The organism is Kineosporia rhizophila (assembly GCF_021277265.1).
Classification (GTDB): domain Bacteria; phylum Actinomycetota; class Actinomycetes; order Actinomycetales; family Kineosporiaceae; genus Kineosporia; species Kineosporia rhizophila.
On sequence record NZ_JAJSOH010000029.1, the window covers coordinates 41,875 to 58,489 of the forward strand.

Below are 16,615 nucleotides of genomic sequence, written 5' to 3' on the forward strand. Positions count from 1 at the left end.
GATCTGGTCGTGACCATCTGTGATCACCACGTAAAACCCTGATGAAGCATCCGCCGGCCCGGTCCGGGGAGCGCAGCATGGGGCGTCCGCGAAGAGTGAGGAGTGCGCCGTTGCTACTCGTGACGACGGTGGAAGAACGGTCTTTCGGGGCCGATCGGTCGTCCGGTCAGTCCACCGGCCGAACCTGGGCGGGTAATGCCGCTGCGGTGCAGCTAGGCTCGTCGGTGATGGATGCCCAAGCGGGTCGCGCACCGGCGACTGAGAACACCGCGGAGCGGTCTGCCCGCTTCGAGCGGGATGCCCTGCAGTACCTGGACCAGCTGTACTCCGCGGCGCTGCGGATGACGCGTAATCCGGCCGACGCCGAGGACCTGGTGCAAGAGACCTTCACCAAGGCCTTCGCGTCGTTCCACCAGTACCAGCCCGGCACGAACCTGAAGGCCTGGCTGTACCGGATCCTGACCAACGCGTACATCAACACGTACCGCAAGAAGCAGCGTGAACCCCAGCAGGCCCAGACCGACGAGATCGAGGACTGGCAGATCGCCCGGGCGGGCTCGCACACGTCCACCGGTCTGCGCTCGGCCGAGGCCGAGGCACTCGACCGGCTGCCGGACTCCGACGTGAAGGAGGCCCTTCAGCGGATCCCGGAGGAGTTCCGGATCGCGGTGTACCTGGCCGACGTCGAGGGCTTCGCCTACCGGGAGATCGCCGAGATCATGGGCACCCCGATCGGCACCGTGATGTCCCGGCTGCACCGCGGCCGGCGGCAGCTACGCGACCTGCTCGAGGAGTACGCTGCTGAACGTGGCATCGTGGCCACGCGATCCCAGGGTGGTGCGGCATGAGCGTCTGCGGAGAACCCGACTGTTCCAAGGTGCTGGCCCAGGTCTACGAATACCTGGACGGTGAGCTGGGCGAGGCCGAGCTCACCGAGATCCGCCACCACCTCGACGACTGCTCGCCCTGCCTACGGCAGTACGACCTGGACGTGGCCCTGAAGGCCCTGGTGCGCCGCAGCTGCCAGGAGACCGCGCCGGCCGACCTGCGCGACCGCATCATGGTCAAGATCACCGAGGTCCGGATCGAGCTGAACGGCTGAGAGCCGCCCGGTGACCGGGAACTGAAGAAGGCGCTGCTCCCCTCGACGGGGGGCAGCGCCTTCTTCGTCTGCTTGTCTGCTGACGCGCAGGGCTCAGGCGTTGGGACGGCGACCGTGGTTGGCCGCGCTGCCCTTGCGCGAGCGGCGCTTGCGACCGCGCTTGCTCATGGCATTTCTCCTTGTCTTCGGCTGCCCTCCATCTTGACAGACACCGGCCCATGCTCCGGACCGGCTCCGGCCCGTGCCTCGTTCAACTGCGACCCAGGCGCCCCCGCCCGCCGCCGTGCTCCAATCACGCAGGCAAGCCGGTCAACCATCCGAAGGAGGCGGCAGCCATGTCCGAACAGGTCCACGCCGAGCTGGTCGGCAGCATCATGCGGGTCGACGTGGCCCCGGGGGACGTGGTCACCCCGGCCGACCCGCTGGTCCTGATGGAGTCGATGAAGATGGAGATCCCGGTGCACCCCGAGCGGGGCGGCACCGTCTCCCGGGTCGAGGTCCGTGCCGGTGACGTGGTCACCGAGGGGGACCTGCTGATCGTCATCGACTGAGGCCGGCCCGGGCGGGTTCCTCAAGATTTGCTCACGCGGGCCGATAGACCCCGCGTGAGCCAGCCGCCTGTGTCCGTCATGCCCTTCCTCCGGGCACTGTCCGAGCTCTTCGGCTCGGACCTGCACTGCAAGGTCGGCTCCCCGCCGCGGATCCGGATCGACGGCAAGCTGCGCCGCCTCGACGTGCCCGCGCTGCGGCCCGCGGACACCGAGGCGATGGTGGCCGAGGTGCTGCGCGACGACCTGCGGGCCGAGTTCGAGCGCACCAACGAGGCCGACTGCGCCTACTCGCTCAGCGGGGTCGGCCGCTACCGGGTCAACGCCTTCCGCCAGCGCGGTTCCGCCGGGCTGGTGTTCCGCCGGGTCAACGTCGGCGCGATCCCGCTGGACAAGCTCGGGGTGCCCGAGGTGATCGGCCGCCTGGCCCTCGAGCCGCGCGGGCTGGTGCTGGTCACCGGGCCCACCGGCTCGGGCAAGACCACCACGCTGGCCGGCATGGTCGACAAGATCAACTCCGAGCGGGAGGTGCACCTGGTCACCGTGGAGGACCCGATCGAGATCCTGCACGAGGACAAGCTGGCGATGGTCAACCAGCGCGAGGTCCGGGTGGACACGCAGAACTTCGCGGTGGCCCTGCGGGCGGCGATGCGGCAGGACCCGGACGTGATCCTGATCGGCGAGATGCGCGACCAGGAGACGGTGCACTCGGCGCTCTCGGCGGCCGAGACCGGCCACTTCGTGATGTCCACCCTGCACACCCAGGACGCCAAGGAGACGATCACCCGGATCATCGACTTCTTCCCGCCGCACGAGCAGAAGCAGGTCCGGCTCTCCCTGGCCGGGGCGCTGAAGGGGATCATCTGCCAGCGGCTGGTGCCCCGGGCCGACGGCACCGGCCGGGCGCTGGCCATGGAGGTCTGCATCAACACCGGCCGGATCGCCGACGCGATCGCCGACCCGGACAAGACCGGCACGATCACCGACCTGATCAAGGAGGGCGGCTTCTACGGGATGCAGTCCTTCGACATGCACCTGGTGGAGCTGATCCGCGACGGCGTGGTGAGCCTGCACGACGGGATGGCGGTGGCCAGCAACCCGCACGACCTCACGGTGGAGCTGCGGCGGCTGGGCCTGGTGGCCTGAGAAACCGGTTCGAGGACGTTGTGCGCACCGAACGCGGTCTGCGCGCCTACGCGTCGGGGAGGGGTCCGTAGGAGGTGGACGGCGGGGTCCCGTTCCGCCCTCCACCTCCTACGGGCTCACCCGGCCACGTTGCCGTGACCAGGGAGCTGGGACGCCGTGACTGCCCTCGCGGCGCCCGATTGGTCCATTATCAAGTTGTTACATTCGGAGCGCGACTCGTAAGCGGTGTGGCGTGGGTCACTGCTGGCCGGGAACTTTTTCGGAGTGGGCAAACGGGAACGCCCGGGCGGTCCCGTGAGGGGACCGCCCGGGCGTCCGGCGCCGGAGTGGGAACTCAGGCGGCCTTGGTCTCCCAGAAGATCTTGCCGATCTCGTCGATCTTGGTCAGCAGCTGGTCGGCCACCGCCACGTCGGTGCTGCCCTTCGTGCCGCCGGCCCCGGCGAGCTTGGTGGCCTCGTTGAACAGGCCGTGCAGCTGCGGGTACTTCTCGAAGTGGGGCGGCTTGAAGTAGTCGGTCCACAGCACCCAGAGGTGGTGCTTCACCAGGTCGCTGCGCTCCTCCTTGATCTGGATCGCGCGCGCCTTGAACACCTCGTCGTCGGAGGCGTTGTACTTGGCGATGCAGGCCTTGACCGACTCGGCCTCGATCTTGGCCTGGGCCGGGTCGTAGACGCCGCACGGAAGGTCGCAGTGGGCGCTGACCTCGACCGCGGTGAAGGCGTTGAGGAACCGCGAGAGCATGGGTACTCCTTGTCGCGAGGCTAGAGGCTTAGGACTCGTAACCTACTCCGCGGCCTGCCCGCCCGCGCGTGGCGGGGCCGTGATCCGGCCCGGCGTCGGCCACAACCGGAAGAGCGCGACGGCCAGCACGTCCTGCTCAGCCACGGCGCCCACCTGCCAGGAGTCGACCCCCTCGGCCGGGTTGTCGCGCTCCACCCACCAGGAGTCCTGCTCGCGGAACGCCAGCCGCTTGACCGACAGGGGCCGGCTGCCGGGCAGCCGCACCACCGCCACCGTCCCGGGCCGGGCCGCTCGTACGGCCGCCCGGTCCCAGCGCACCACCAGCCGGTCGCCGTCGTGCAGGTGGGGCTCCATCGAGCGCCCCCGCACCAGCACCTGACCCACCGGCAGCAGCGGGCGGAATCCGCGCTCACTCATCCGTGCCTCCGCAGTTCCACGCCAATTCCTGGTTACCGCCCTGTCCGGACAGCTTCTGTGGCACCATGAGTGACGCGGGCCACCCCCGTTCCCGACGCCGGCACGCCACCGCAGCCGCCGCGTCCACCATCGCAGATCACATCGCCGGACCTGGCGGCTCCTTCGTCGTTCCCGCCGGCCCTTCCGTGGCCCGTACCCCTGCCGAGGTATCGCGTGACCATCGAGACCAGTTCGACCGACCTGCCCACCCTCGTCCACGAGGATTCCGAGACCCCGTCCGAGACTCCGGTGTTCGCCCTGCACCGCGGCGGCAAGATCGAGACGGTGGCCCGCACCCCGCTGCGCGACCGGGCCGACCTGTCGCTGGCCTACACCCCCGGGGTGGCCGAGGTCTGCCTGGCGATCGCCGCCGAGCCCGGCCTGCTCGACGTGTACACCGGCCGGGGCAACACGGTCGCGGTGGTCTCCGACGGCACCGCCGTGCTCGGCCTGGGCGACATCGGCCCGGGCGCGGCGATGCCGGTGATGGAGGGCAAGGCCCTGCTGTTCAAGCACTTCGGTGGGGTCGACGCGGTGCCGATCTGCCTGGACACCACCGACCCGGACGAGATCGTCGAGACCGTGGCCCGGCTGGCCCCGACCTTCGGCGGGATCAACCTGGAAGACATCTCCGCCCCGCGCTGCTTCGAGATCGAGGCCCGGCTGCGGGAACGGCTCGACCTGCCGGTGTTCCACGACGACCAGCACGGCACCGCGGTGGTGGTGCTCGCCGCCCTGCGCAACGCCGCCCAGGTCACCGGGCGCGAGCTGGCCGGGCTGCGGGTGGTGGTGGCCGGCGCCGGGGCGGCCGGGGTGGCGATCGCCGGCATCCTGCGCGGGGCCGGTATCGGCGACATCGTGGTGTGCGACAGCCGCGGCATCCTGTCGTCCGGCCGGCCGGGCCTGAACGGTCACAAGGCCGCGCTGGCCGAGGTCACGAATCCGCAGGGGCTGAGTGGTGGTCTGGCCGAGGCGATGGCCGGGGCCGACGTGTACATCGGGGTGAGCGGCGGTCAGGTGCCCGAGGCGGCGGTGGCCTCGATGGCGCCGGGCGCCTTCGTCTTCGCCCTCGCCAACCCCACGCCTGAGGTGCACCCGGAACTGGCGGCGAGGCACGCGTCCGTTGTTGGTACCGGTCGCAGTGACTACCCCAACCAGATCAACAACGTGCTGGCCTTCCCCGGGATCTTCCGGGGCGCGCTCGACGTGCGCGCCACCGCGATCACCGAGGGGATGAAACTGGCGGCCGCCGCAGCGATCGCCGCCTGCGTCGAGCACCCCACCGCCGGGGAGGTGGTTCCCGACGTGTTCGACACCCGGGTCGCGCCGGCGGTCGCGGCCGCGGTGGCCCAGGCCGCTCGGGACGAAGGAGTGGCACGGGCCTGAAGGTGGTGCTGGGAGCGGCTGAAGATCAGCTTGACGGCCCTTTAGCGGGCGGGCGGTTGCGCCGGAGCGTCCGGGCGCGCAAGAGTCAGCACCACACGTCGGCTCACCCCCTGTGAAGGCTCATGGACGAGAATCGACCGGTCGCTCCCGGTGCACCGCGCGAAGACTCCTTCGACACGGCGGTGCGTGGCTTCAACCGCCAGCAGGTCATGGAGTACATGACCCGTACGCACGAGCTGCTCACCACGCTCGAGCGGCAGCTGGCCGTGGCCCGGGCCGAGGCACAGCGCGCACGGGCCGGGGCCGACGCGGCCGTGGGCGAGGCCGAGCGGCTGCGCAAGGAGATCGAGGAGCTGCGCGCGGCGCCCAAGCCGGTGCCGGTGCACACCGAGGTCAGCGACCGGATGGCGCAGATCCTGCGGCTGGCCAGCGAGGAGGCCGAGCAGGAGCGCGACCGGGCCCGCGAGGACATCGCCCGGGTGCAGCGCGAGACCAAGGCCGAGTGCGAGCGGCTGGCCACCCAGGCCCGCGCCGACGCCGAGCTGGAGCTGGACCAGGCCCGTGCCTCGGCCCGGGCCGAGCTGGGCGCCGCCCGCGACACCGCCGCCCGTGAGCTGGCCGAGGCCCGACAGACCGCCGAGGCCGAGCTCAGCCGGGCCCGGGCCGAGTCCGAGATCACCCTCACCTCGGCCCGCACCGAGGCCGACCAGCTGCGGCTGGACTCGGTCCGGCACGCCGAGCACCTGATCGAAGACGCCCAGCGTCGCTCCGGAGCGGTCAACGGCCTGGCCGCCCAGCGCCTGGACGCGCTCACCTCCACCCACTCCGAGGCGCTGTCCCGGCTCGCCCAGATCCGCGACGTGCTGGGCCAGCTGCTCAGTGCCGACGCGGCGGCCGGCTCGCTCACCGCGGCGGTCGAGGCGGCGATGAACAACCGCGGCGACAACCCGGCGGGGGGCGAGGCGGTCGAGGGCGAGATCTACGACGAGGCCCTGCCGCACGACGTGCACGAGGTGATCGAGGTGCGTGACCACGTCGGTTACGGCCCGCTCGAGGGCCGCACCTCGCACAGCGCGCTCGACGACGACCTGCACATCGACCCACGCGACCCGCTCAACACCGGCCAGATGCCGGTGGTGCAGCCGAACGTGGAGATCGACCTGCGCGACGGTCACCGGCCCGGGGTCCGGGTGGTCAGTGGTGCCGCTCACGGATCTGCCCAGGCGCCCAACGGCACAACTCGTTAACGTCGGTCCCATGCTGGCTGCGTTCACCACCCGGACCAATGCCGAAGACCCGCTGTCCGCCCTCGAAGTGGGGGAGCGGCCGGTACCCGAGGTGCCCGAGGGCTGGGCCCGGGTGCGGGTGCGGGCCGCCGGGCTGAACCACCACGACCTGTGGAGTCTGCGCGGGGTCGGTCTGCCGGACGAACGGCTGCCGATGATCCTGGGCTGCGACGCGGCCGGCCTGGACGACGAGGGCAACGAGGTCGTCGTGCACGCGGTGATCGGTGACCCGGCCTGGAAGGGCGACGAGACCCTCGACCCGCGGCGCAGCCTGCTGTCCGAGCGTCACCAGGGCACGCTGGCCGCCGAGGTGGTGGTGCCCCGGCACAACCTGGTGCCCAAGCCGGCCGGGCTGTCCTGGGAAGAGGCTGCGAGCCTGCCCACCGCCTGGCTCACCGCCTACCGCATGCTCTTCACCCAGGCCCAGGTCAGCCCTGGCCAGACGATCCTGGTGCAGGGCGCCGGCGGGGGAGTGGCCACGGCCCTGATCGCCCTGGGAAGCGCGGCCGGAGTGCGGGTCTGGGTCACCGGCCGGAGCGAGGAGAAGCGGGCGCGGGCGCTCGGGCTGGGGGCCGATCAGGTCTTCGAGAGCGGGGCCCGGCTGCCCGAGCGGGTGGATGCGGTGATGGAGACCGTCGGCGCGGCCACCTGGAGCCACTCGGTCAAGGCGCTCAGGCCCGGCGGGGCGATCGTGATCTGCGGCGCCACCAGCGGCCCGGCGCCGGAGAACGCCGAGCTGAACCGGATCTTCTTCCTGCAGCTGCGGGTGCTGGGCTCGACCATGGGCACCCGCGACGAACTCGGCCGCCTGCTGGGCTTTCTGCAGACCAGCGGGGTGCGCCCGCAGATCGACTCGGTGCTGCCGCTGGAGCGGGCCCGGGAGGGCTTCGCCCGGATGGCGAACGGCGAGCTGGTCGGCAAGGTCGTGTTCACCCCCGGAAACTGAAGGACGGGGGTGGCCGGCCGGGTGGTCGGTGACCCGTTCGTCGGTGGGCGGCTGTGCGAAACAGGCCCACGAACGTCTTCAATCAGGGTTTTCAGGGACGCGGTACCCCGAGCCACTCGTACCAGCCGTTGTGCAGCACCAGCCAGGCGATCAGGCCGTAACCGGCCTGGCGCGGGTGTTCCCCGTCGCCCGCGGCCAGGTCGGTCAGCCAGTCCTCGTGCGCGTAGAGCGGGTCGAAGCAGTCCACGAACGGCACCCCCCGACGCCGGCAGACGTCGCCGAAAGTGGCCGACAGCTCTTCGATCCGGTGGTTCAGTGCGTTGTCGGAGGCAGGCGGCGGGCCGACCACGAAGGCGGGCAGCCGGCGGGCGTGCGCGTCGTCGAGCATGTTGGCCAGGTTCAGCCGCGAGCGCGGGATCGACAGCCCGGCCTCGATGTCGGAGCGGCCCAGCCCGATCACCACCCGCTTCTCACCCGGGTCCTCGCCGTAACGCCGGCTGGCCTCTTCCCACCAGCGTGCGCCCAGGTCGGCGGTGTTCTCCCCGGGAACGCCGAGAGTGTAGACAGACAGCGCGATCTCGTCCTGCGGGGTGCGGGCGGCGACCCGGCCGACCCAGCCGAGCGCCTTGGGGTCGCCCACCCCGGAGACCAGGGCGTCGCCCACCACGCAGATCCGGACCTGCTTCTCACCCGGACCGGGACCGGCCGAGCGCGAACGGCTCACTGGTCCTCGTCGTCATCGTCGTCGAGCCGGGCCAGCCAGGTGGCCAGCCGCTCGACCGGCGTCTCGAAATCCGGGTTCAGGTCGACGAAGTGGCGCAGTTGCTCGGCCAGCCAGGCGAAGGTCACCTCTTCGTCCCCGCGGCGTTGCTCGAGCTCCTCGATCCCTCGGTCGGTGAAGTACATGGTCCGTATTCTGTCCGACTTCACCCGCCGGATGGCGCAGGTTCTCGTCCAACACCCGAATTGACGCGGAATGGCCCCGTACCCGCCAGGGGTACGGGGCCATTCCGGTGCGGATCAGCGGTTGAACGCCTGGGCGATCAGGGCCGCCTGCTCCGCCTGGTGCTTCTTGGCCGACCCGGTGGCCGGGGAGGCCGCCGCCGGGCGGGAGATCCGCAGCAGCGGCCGCCCACCCAGGTCCTGAGGCAGGCTCAGGGCGATCGACGGCCACGGACCCTGGTTGGCCGGCTCGTCCTGCACCCAGACCAGCTGCGCGTCCCGGTACGGGTCGATGGCCGCCAGCACACCCTCGACGTCGAGCGGGTACAGCTGCTCCAGCCGCACGATGGCGGTGCTGGTGTCGTTGCGCTTGGCCCGCTCGGCGGCCAGGTCGTGGTAGATCTTCCCGCTGCACAGCAGCACCCGGTCGACCGACCCGAGCTCGGTGCTGTCGCTGATCACCGGGCGGAACTCACCGGTGGTGAACTCCTCGATCGGCGACACCGCGGCCTTCAGCCGGAGCATCGACTTCGGCGTGAACACCACCAGTGGCTTGCGCGGCTTGGCGTAGGCCTGGCGGCGCAGCAGGTGGAAGTAGCTCGCCGGGGTCGACGGCTGCGCCACGAACATGTTGTTCTCGGCGCACAGCTGCAGGTAGCGCTCGATCCGGGCGCTGGAGTGGTCCGGTCCCTGACCCTCGTAGCCGTGCGGCAGCAGCAGCGTCACCGACGAGCGCTGACCCCACTTCTGCTCGGACGAGGAGATGAACTCGTCCACGATGGTCTGGGCGCCGTTGGCGAAGTCACCGAACTGCGCCTCCCACAGCACCAGGGCGTCCGGCCGCTCCACCGAGTAGCCGTACTCGAAGCCCATCGCCGCGAACTCCGACAGCAGCGAGTCGTAGATCCAGAACTTGCCCTGGTCGTCGCTGAGGTTGAGCAGCGGCGTCCACTCCTCGGCGGTGACCTTGTCGGTCAGCACGGCGTGCCGCTGGGTGAACGTGCCGCGCCGGGTGTCCTGCCCGGTGAAGCGCACGTTGGTGCCGTCCATCAGGATCGAGCCGAGCGCCAGCATCTCGCCGAACGCCCAGTCGACCCCGCCCTCGGAGGCCATCGCGGCCCGGCGCTCCAGCAGCGTCTGCAGCTTGGGGTGCACCGAGAAGCCGGACGGCGGCGAGACGTACGCGTCGCCGATCCGCTTCAGCACCTCGGCCGAAACGGCGCTGGTGTGGCCGTTGCCGGCCGCGTCGTCCTGCTGCTGGGCCTTGGGCAGGTCCAGGCCGGCGGTGACGTCCCGGTTGACCGTGGGCGGGTGGTTCACGGTGTCGCGGGTCTCGGCGAACACGCGCTCCAGCTGCTGCTGGTAGTCGCGCAGGGCCTGCTCCGCCTCCTCCACGGTGATGTCGCCACGGCCGATCAGGCCCTCGGTGTAGAGCTTGCGGACACTGCGCTTGGCCTCGATCAGGTTGTACATCAGCGGCTGGGTCATCGAGGGGTCGTCGCCCTCGTTGTGACCGCGCCGGCGGTAGCAGACCATGTCGATGACGACGTCCTTGTCGAACGCCATCCGGAACTCGAAGGCCAGCTTGGCCACCCGGACGCAGGCCTCCGGGTCGTCGCCGTTCACGTGGAAGATCGGCGCCTGGATCATCCGGGCGGCGTCGGTGCAGTACACCGACGAGCGCGAGGAACTCGGCGCGGTGGTGAACCCGACCTGGTTGTTGATCACCACGTGCACCGTGCCGCCGGTGCGGTACCCGCGCAGCTGCGACAGGTTCAGCGTCTCGGTGACCACCCCCTGGCCGGCGAAGGCGGCGTCGCCGTGCAGCAGCACCGGCAGCACCGAGAAGATCTCGCCCTGCCGGTCCAGCCGGTCCTGCTTGGCCCGGGCCACGCCCTCCAGCACCGGGTTGACCGCCTCCAGGTGGGAGGGGTTGGCGGCCAGGTAGACCTTGGTCTTCTCACCGGTCTCGGTGGTGTAGTGCCCCTCGGTGCCGAGGTGGTACTTCACGTCGCCGGAACCCTGCACGCTGCGCGGGTCCTGCTGGCCCTCGAACTCGCGGAAGATCTGGCCGTAGCTCTTGCCCGCGATGTTGGCCAGCACGTTCAGCCGGCCGCGGTGCGGCATGCCGATGCAGACCTCGTCGAGCTCGGCCCGGGCGGCGTTGCTGAGCACCTCGTCGAGCAGGGCGATGACCGACTCGCCGCCCTCGAGGCTGAACCGCTTCTGGCCGACGAACTTGGTCTGCAGGAAGGTCTCGAACGCCTCGGCCGCGTTCAGCCGGCCGAGGATGCGCAGCTGCTCCTCGCGGCTGGGCTTGGCGTACGGCCGCTCCAGCCGGGCCTGCAGCCAGCGCCGCTGCTCCGGGTCCTGGATGTGCATGTACTCGATACCCACGGTGCGGCAGTAGGTGTCGCGCAGCACGCCGAGGATGTGCCGGAGCTTGGCCACCGGCTTGCCGCCGAAACCACCGGTGGGCACCTCGCGCTCGAGGTCCCACAGGGTCAGGCCGTGGGTGGTGATGTCCAGGTCGGGGTGCCGGCGCTGCTTGTACTCCAGCGGGTCGGTGTCGGCCATCAGGTGGCCCCGGACCCGGTAGGAGTGGATCAGCTCCTGCACCCGCGCGGTCTTGTTGATCTGGTCGTCGTGCGAGACCGAGATGTCACGGACCCAGCGGACCGGCTCGTAGGGCAGGCGCAGCGAGCGGAAGACGCGGTCGTAGAAGCCGTCCTCGCCGAGCAGCTTGCTGTGCACGATCCGCAGGAACTCGCCGGAGCCGGCGCCCTGGATGATCCGGTGGTCGTAGGTGGAGGTCAGCGTCATCATCTTGCTGACCGCCAGCCGGGCGATGGTCTCTTCCGAGGCGCCCTGGTACTCGGCCGGGTAGTCCATCGCCCCGACGCCGATGATGGCGCCCTGGCCCTTCATCAGCCGCGGCACGGAGTGCACGGTGCCGATGGTGCCGGGGTTGGTCAGGCTGATCGTGGTGCCGGCGAAGTCGTCGGCGCCCAGCTTGTTGTTGCGGGCGCGGCGCACCACGTCCTCGTAGGCCGACCAGAACTCGGCGAAGTCCATGCCGTCGCAGTGCCGCACGTTGGGCACCAGCAGCTGGCGGGTGCCGTCCGGCTTGGGCATGTCGATGGCGATGCCCAGGTTGATGTGGGCCGGCTGGACCAGCGCGGGCTTGCCCTCGTCCTCGGCGTACGAGGCGTTCATCGAGGGCATCAGCTCGAGCGCCTCGACCAGGGCGAACCCGATCAGGTGGGTGAACGACACCTTCCCGCCGCGGGAGCGGACCAGGTGGTTGTTGATCACGATCCGGTTGTCGATCAGGAGCTTGGCCGGGACCGCCCGCACGCTGGTCGCGGTGGGCACCTCCAGGCTGGCTTCCATGTTCGTGACGACCCGGGCGGCCGGGCCCTTCAGACGGGCGATCTGCGGGCCGTCCGAGCTCGCCTTGGCCGGGGCGCTGCTGGCCGGCTCACGAGGCGTGCGGGCGGCCGGCGGCGTGGCCGGAGCCTGCTTGGCAGCCTGCCGGGAGGCCTGCTGGGCGGGCTTGGGGGTGGGGGACGGCTGCTTCCCGGCCGCCTCCGTTCCCGTCCCGCTCGCCGGGGCCGGGCTGGGCGGGGTGGCCGCCGCGGCCGGCTGGGCGGAGTCGGGCTGGGGCGCAGGCTTCGGTGGCTGCAGCGCGGCGGTGGCGACCGGACGGCTCGAGGCCGCTCCGTTCGTACCCGTCGCGGGAATGGTGTCCGAGGGATCGGAGTTCGAGTCGTCGGACGGGCGCGAGCTGGTCCGCAGGTGCGGGGTCTCGGCCGGCTGATAGTCCGCGAAGAACTCCCACCAGGCGGGGTCGACGGAGGACTTGTCCGACAGATACTGCTGGTACAGCTCGTCGACCAGCCACTCGTTCGGTCCGAACTCGGTCACCACAGGCTCGGAGGACACGGCGAGAATCGCCTTCTTTCAGTGCGGGGCTGAAGGGTGTGTCAACCCTAACCCGATCGAGTGGGGACGCGAGGTATTAGCAGTTCCACTCGGCGCCGCCGCGGGGTGGTCTGCACCACGGCCCGGCCCTGACCTGCCTTAGGATGTCCCCACCATGCCTTCACGAAGGTGCCGGCCTCTGGCCGGCACACCCCAGCCCCGTCGTTCGCCGTCGCTCCCGTACCGGTCCTGGTGCGGCTCCGAGCCGGGTGGCGTCGCAGTCCTATGACCGAATGGATCCTCCTCGGCCTCGGCGTGCTGCTCACGCTGGGGACGGCGATCTTCGTCGCGGCCGAGTTCTCCCTGGTCGCGCTCGACCGTTCCACCGTCGAGCGGGCGGTCGAGTCCGGTGACAAGCGCGCCCCCTCGGTGCTCGCGGCCATCCGCAGCCTCTCCACCCAGCTGTCCGGTGCCCAGGTCGGCATCACGATCACCACGCTGCTGGTCGGCTACCTGGTCCGGCCCTCCCTGGCCACCCTGCTCCAGGCCCCGGCCGAGGCGGTCGGCCTGGAGGGGGCGGCGGTCGACTCGGTCACCGTGGCCCTGGCCCTGATCGCGGCCACCGCGTTCTCCATGGTCGTGGGCGAGCTGATCCCGAAGAACCTGGCGATCTCGGTGCCGCTGCCCACCGCCCGGGTGGTGGCCGGCCCGCAGCGGGCCTTCACCACGGTCACCCGGCCGCTGATCACCGTGCTCAACGGCTCGGCCAACCGGCTGCTGCGGCTGGTCGGGGTGGAGCCGCAGGAAGAACTCTCGGCCGGCCGTTCGGCCGACGAGCTGGCCGCTCTGGTGCGGCACTCGGCCGAGGTCGGCACGCTCGACCAGCAGACCGCCACGCTGCTCACCCGTTCGCTGGGCTTCTCCAGCCGCTCGGCGGCCGACGTGATGACCCCGCGGGTGCGCATGCTGGTCCTGCAGAAGGACGAGCCCGCGGCCGCGGCGATCACGCTGGCCCGGCGCACCGGGCACTCCCGGTTCCCGGTCGTCGACGGCGACCTCGACGACGTGGTCGGCGTGGTGCACCTGAAGAGCGCGGTCGCGGTGCCGATGGAGCGGCGCGACGAGGTCCCGGTGGCCGCGTTCATGTCCGAGGCGCTGCGGGTGCCGGAGACGATGCGGCTGGACCCGCTGCTGGTCGAGCTGCGGGCCCTGGGCCTGCAGCTGGCCGTGGTGGTGGACGAGTACGGCGGCACGGCCGGCGTGGTCACCCTCGAGGACCTGGTCGAGGAGCTGGTCGGGGACGTTTCCGACGAGCACGACCGCAGTCGTCCGGGCATCGTGCGCCGGCGGGACGGCGCCTGGCTGGTGCCGGGCCTGATGCGGCCCGACGAGGTGCGCGAGCGCACCGGGGTCGGGGTGCCCGACGGCAACGCCTACGAGACGCTCGGCGGTTTCGTGATGGCCGGGCTCGGCCGCATCCCCGCCGTGGGCGACGAGGTGCCCGTCGAGGGCGCTCGGGTCCGGGTGGAGCGGATGGACGGGCGTCGGGTCGACCGGGTGAGGCTGATCCTGCCCGACAGCGCCACGCCCGACCGGGGTGCCTCGGCCGACCCCGCGAAGGTGACTATGAACACCCGTCCGGCCCAACGGCCGACGGTCGACGCGGGCTCGCCCGGAAGGCAGCAGTCGTGACCAGCCTCCTCGTCGCCGCCCTCCTGCTGGCCCTCAACGCCTTCTTCGTCGGGGCCGAGTTCGCCGTCATCTCGGCTCGGCGCAGCCAGATCGAGCCGCTGGCCGACGCCGGCAGCCGGGCCGCCAAGACCGCGATGCGGGCGATGGAACAGGTCTCGCTGATGCTGGCCTGCTGCCAGCTCGGGATCACCATCGCCTCGCTGGGGCTGGGCCTGGTCGCCGAGCCCGCGATCGCCCACCTGATCGAGGTCCCGGCCGAGGCGGCGCACCTGCCCGAGGGCCTGATCCATCCGCTGGCCTTCGCCGTCGCCCTGGCCATCGTCAGCTACCTGCACGTGGTGCTGGGCGAGATGGTGCCGAAGAACCTGGCCCTGGCCGGGCCGGACCGGGCGGTCCTGGTGCTCGCGCCGCCGCTGCTGGCGGTGGCCCGGGCGGTCTCCCCGGTGATCCGCGCCCTGAACTGGGTGGCCAACCACGCGGTGCGGCTGCTGCGGGTGGAGCCCAAGGACGAGGTCGCTGCCGCCTTCACCGCCGACGAGGTGGCCTCGATCGTCACCGAGTCCACCCGGGAGGGCCTGCTGGACCATCACGGGCTGCTCACCGGGGCCCTGGAGTTCAGCGAGCTCTCGGCCGGCGACCTGATGATCCCGATCGGCCGCCTGGTCACCGTCCCGGTGGGCAGTACCCCGGCCGAGGTCGAGCGGCTGGTCACCCGCACCGGGTTCAGCCGCTTCCCGGTGGTCCGGCCCGAGCCGGACGATTCCGAGGCGGCGCCTGCGGTGCTGGGCTACCTGCACCTGAAGGACCTGCTGTACGCCGACGACGAGCGGCACGGGCTGCCGATCCCGGAGAAGCGGGTGCGTTCGCTGGTCGCGGTCGGGGCCGAGGACGAGGTGGAGGAGGCCCTGGCGACGATGCAGCGCGCGGGCAGCCACCTGGCCCGGGTGGTCGACCACGAGGGTCGCACGCTGGGGGTCCTGTTTCTTGAGGACGTCATCGAGGAGTTGGTCGGTGAGGTCCGGGACGCGACCCGGCGGGATCCGGGCCGGACGGCCACCCGCGCCTGACCCCGACCGGATGAGGTGTGACCGATTGGTTGCACTGAGCGATGTCGGCGTGGGCTTTCTCGCTCGGCATCCAGGTTTCAGACGCTTCGGCGAGGTCCCTGGCGGTCAGTGCCACGACTTGATGTCGCTGAGTCTTGCGTCACATCAAGCGCGTCACTCAAAGTCATGAGCCGTGTTGCCTGCGTGCGCATGCTCACAGAATTGATAACACTCAGTTGAGGTAAGCATACCCCAAGTGCGGGATATTGGACGTCGTATGAACGGCTTAAGTCCAACAGCGCGTCCCAACTTGATTTACCCACCCCGGTGGCCTTTATAGTTCCGTGACTCATCACCCAGAGTGCGGTTGGTAGGAACCCCCTCCACCTCCCTTCAGCCCTCCAGGAGGATCAACGGTGCCGTCGCATCGCGCCGACACAGCTGCCCCCGCGTTACGTCCGCGGAACAACCGGGGCACGCGGTCTTCAGGATCGCAGCGTCGCTCAGCCACGGGTGTTCAACGCCCGAATGCACCACGCCGCCCGCTCCGCAAGCCCGGCGGCTCGCTCAGTGCTCCGCAGGTCGGCATCGCCGGTGCCCTGGGTATCGCGACCATCGCCGCACCGATCAGCGGTGCCATGGCCGACCCGATGCCCAAGGCTCAGGTCAACCAGATCGCCAGCACCGTCTCCGTGGTCTCGGCGGTGTCCTTCCCCAACGCGGCCACCGCGGCCGGCATCGGGGTCGAGAACCTGGCCGTGGTGCCCGCCGAGGGCACGGTCCAGGCCGCCACGCCCAACCTTCTGGCTGCCCCGAAGACGATCATCGTCAGCCGGGCCTCCCGGGCCGGCGAGCGTTCGGTGCTGCCCGGCTGCTCCGGCATCCCGACCACCACGGGCGCCAGCAACGGCCAGCTGCCCGAGAGCTCGCTCTGCACGCTTTGGGACTCGGACCACCGGCTGCGGGCCGACGCGGCCGTGTCGCTGGCCAAGCTCAACATCGCGTACAAGCAGGAGTTCGGTAACGACATCTGCCTGACCGACTCCTACCGCACCCTGAGCGAGCAGTACGCGGTGCGGGCGAGCAAGCCCACGCTCTCGGCGGTGCCCGGCACCAGCGAGCACGGCTGGGGCCTGGCGGTCGACCTGTGCGACGGCGTCAACACCGGCACGGGTGCGCGCTTCCAGTGGCTGGCCGACAACGCGTCCTCGTACGGCTGGGAGAACCCGGACTGGGCCAAGTCCGGTGGCGGTGGCCCGTACGAGCCCTGGCACTGGGAGTACGCCGCAGGGCAGTGAGCTCTGTTTCGATCAGCTTCATCCGCCGAGAGCCGACTCTGTTCATGGGTCGGCTCTCGGCTTTTGCCGGACTGACCTGACTCGACTGCCCCGACCTGGCT

At 70.8% G+C, this 16,615-nt stretch carries 16 protein-coding genes; 10 read left to right on the top strand and 6 right to left on the bottom strand.

What is annotated here, in order from left to right:
* Positions 1–227 precede the first annotated feature (227 nt).
* A complete protein-coding gene (locus LWF15_RS29420) occupies positions 228–848 on the top strand; it encodes a sigma-70 family RNA polymerase sigma factor (protein WP_232814225.1) in 621 nt (206 codons plus the stop codon).
* On the top strand, positions 845–1,102 hold the full coding sequence (gene rsrA / locus LWF15_RS29425) for a mycothiol system anti-sigma-R factor (protein ID WP_232814226.1): 258 nt from the start codon (positions 845–847) through the stop codon (positions 1,100–1,102). The genes LWF15_RS29420 and rsrA overlap by 4 nt, the downstream gene beginning before the upstream one ends.
* A 93-nt stretch (positions 1,103–1,195) precedes the next feature.
* On the opposite strand, the gene LWF15_RS38275 is transcribed toward rsrA, so the two are convergent.
* Complete coding sequence (locus tag LWF15_RS38275; RefSeq protein ID WP_370449906.1) at positions 1,196–1,270, bottom strand: 50S ribosomal protein bL37; 75 nt, start codon at positions 1,268–1,270, stop codon at positions 1,196–1,198.
* 167 nt (positions 1,271–1,437) lie between these two features.
* On the opposite strand from LWF15_RS38275, the gene LWF15_RS29430 reads away from it, so the two are divergent.
* Both LWF15_RS29430 and LWF15_RS29435 read left to right on the top strand, forming a co-directional pair.
* On the top strand, positions 1,438–1,653 hold the full coding sequence (locus LWF15_RS29430; RefSeq protein WP_232814227.1) for a biotin/lipoyl-binding carrier protein: 216 nt from the start codon (positions 1,438–1,440) through the stop codon (positions 1,651–1,653).
* Between the two features lie 78 nt (positions 1,654–1,731).
* Entirely contained in the window at positions 1,732–2,796 is a 1,065-nt protein-coding gene (locus LWF15_RS29435; RefSeq protein ID WP_232814228.1) for a type IV pilus twitching motility protein PilT, read from the top strand.
* 334 nt (positions 2,797–3,130) lie between these two features.
* On the opposite strand, the gene sodN is transcribed toward LWF15_RS29435, so the two are convergent.
* Together sodN and LWF15_RS29445 are read right to left on the bottom strand one after the other, a co-directional pair.
* Complete coding sequence (gene sodN, locus LWF15_RS29440; RefSeq protein WP_232814229.1) at positions 3,131–3,538, bottom strand: superoxide dismutase, Ni; 408 nt, start codon at positions 3,536–3,538, stop codon at positions 3,131–3,133.
* A 42-nt stretch (positions 3,539–3,580) separates the two neighbouring features.
* Positions 3,581–3,955, bottom strand: a complete 375-nt coding sequence (locus LWF15_RS29445; protein ID WP_232814230.1) for a S24 family peptidase — start codon at positions 3,953–3,955, stop codon at positions 3,581–3,583.
* A gap of 219 nt (positions 3,956–4,174) precedes the next feature.
* Here LWF15_RS29445 and LWF15_RS29450 point away from each other — a divergent pair, with 219 nt between their 5' ends.
* The 3 genes from LWF15_RS29450 to LWF15_RS29460 all read left to right on the top strand — a co-directional run bounded on the left by LWF15_RS29450 (position 4,175) and on the right by LWF15_RS29460 (position 7,612).
* A complete protein-coding gene (locus LWF15_RS29450) occupies positions 4,175–5,380 on the top strand; it encodes an NAD(P)-dependent malic enzyme (protein ID WP_408624277.1) in 1,206 nt (401 codons plus the stop codon).
* Between the two features lie 122 nt (positions 5,381–5,502).
* Positions 5,503–6,627 carry a hypothetical protein gene (locus LWF15_RS29455; RefSeq protein WP_232814232.1) on the top strand — a complete coding sequence of 375 codons (1,125 nt, stop codon included), beginning with the start codon at positions 5,503–5,505 and terminating at the stop codon, positions 6,625–6,627.
* A gap of 10 nt (positions 6,628–6,637) precedes the next feature.
* Positions 6,638–7,612, top strand: a complete 975-nt coding sequence (locus LWF15_RS29460) for a zinc-binding dehydrogenase (protein ID WP_232814233.1) — start codon at positions 6,638–6,640, stop codon at positions 7,610–7,612.
* Between the two features lie 91 nt (positions 7,613–7,703).
* On the opposite strand, the gene LWF15_RS29465 is transcribed toward LWF15_RS29460, so the two are convergent.
* From LWF15_RS29465 to LWF15_RS29475, 3 genes are all read right to left on the bottom strand, one after another.
* Positions 7,704–8,336 (bottom strand): GDSL-type esterase/lipase family protein, encoded by a 633-nt coding sequence (locus tag LWF15_RS29465; RefSeq protein WP_232814234.1) that lies wholly within the window; start codon positions 8,334–8,336, stop codon positions 7,704–7,706.
* Positions 8,333–8,518 carry a DUF6104 family protein gene (locus LWF15_RS29470; protein WP_232814235.1) on the bottom strand — a complete coding sequence of 62 codons (186 nt, stop codon included), beginning with the start codon at positions 8,516–8,518 and terminating at the stop codon, positions 8,333–8,335. The genes LWF15_RS29465 and LWF15_RS29470 overlap by 4 nt, the downstream gene beginning before the upstream one ends.
* A gap of 114 nt (positions 8,519–8,632) precedes the next feature.
* Positions 8,633–12,499 (bottom strand): multifunctional oxoglutarate decarboxylase/oxoglutarate dehydrogenase thiamine pyrophosphate-binding subunit/dihydrolipoyllysine-residue succinyltransferase subunit, encoded by a 3,867-nt coding sequence (locus LWF15_RS29475; protein ID WP_232814236.1) that lies wholly within the window; start codon positions 12,497–12,499, stop codon positions 8,633–8,635.
* Between the two features lie 264 nt (positions 12,500–12,763).
* On the opposite strand from LWF15_RS29475, the gene LWF15_RS29480 reads away from it, so the two are divergent.
* The 3 genes from LWF15_RS29480 (at position 12,764) to LWF15_RS29490 (ending at position 16,514) form a co-directional block, all read left to right on the top strand.
* Entirely contained in the window at positions 12,764–14,170 is a 1,407-nt protein-coding gene (locus LWF15_RS29480; RefSeq protein ID WP_232814237.1) for a hemolysin family protein, read from the top strand.
* Positions 14,167–15,237 carry a hemolysin family protein gene (locus LWF15_RS29485; RefSeq protein ID WP_232814238.1) on the top strand — a complete coding sequence of 357 codons (1,071 nt, stop codon included), beginning with the start codon at positions 14,167–14,169 and terminating at the stop codon, positions 15,235–15,237. The genes LWF15_RS29480 and LWF15_RS29485 overlap by 4 nt, the downstream gene beginning before the upstream one ends.
* 395 nt (positions 15,238–15,632) lie before the next feature.
* Positions 15,633–16,514: a M15 family metallopeptidase gene (locus LWF15_RS29490; protein ID WP_232814239.1), complete on the top strand. Its 882-nt coding sequence runs from the start codon at positions 15,633–15,635 to the stop codon at positions 16,512–16,514.
* Positions 16,515–16,615: the final 101 nt, after the last annotated feature.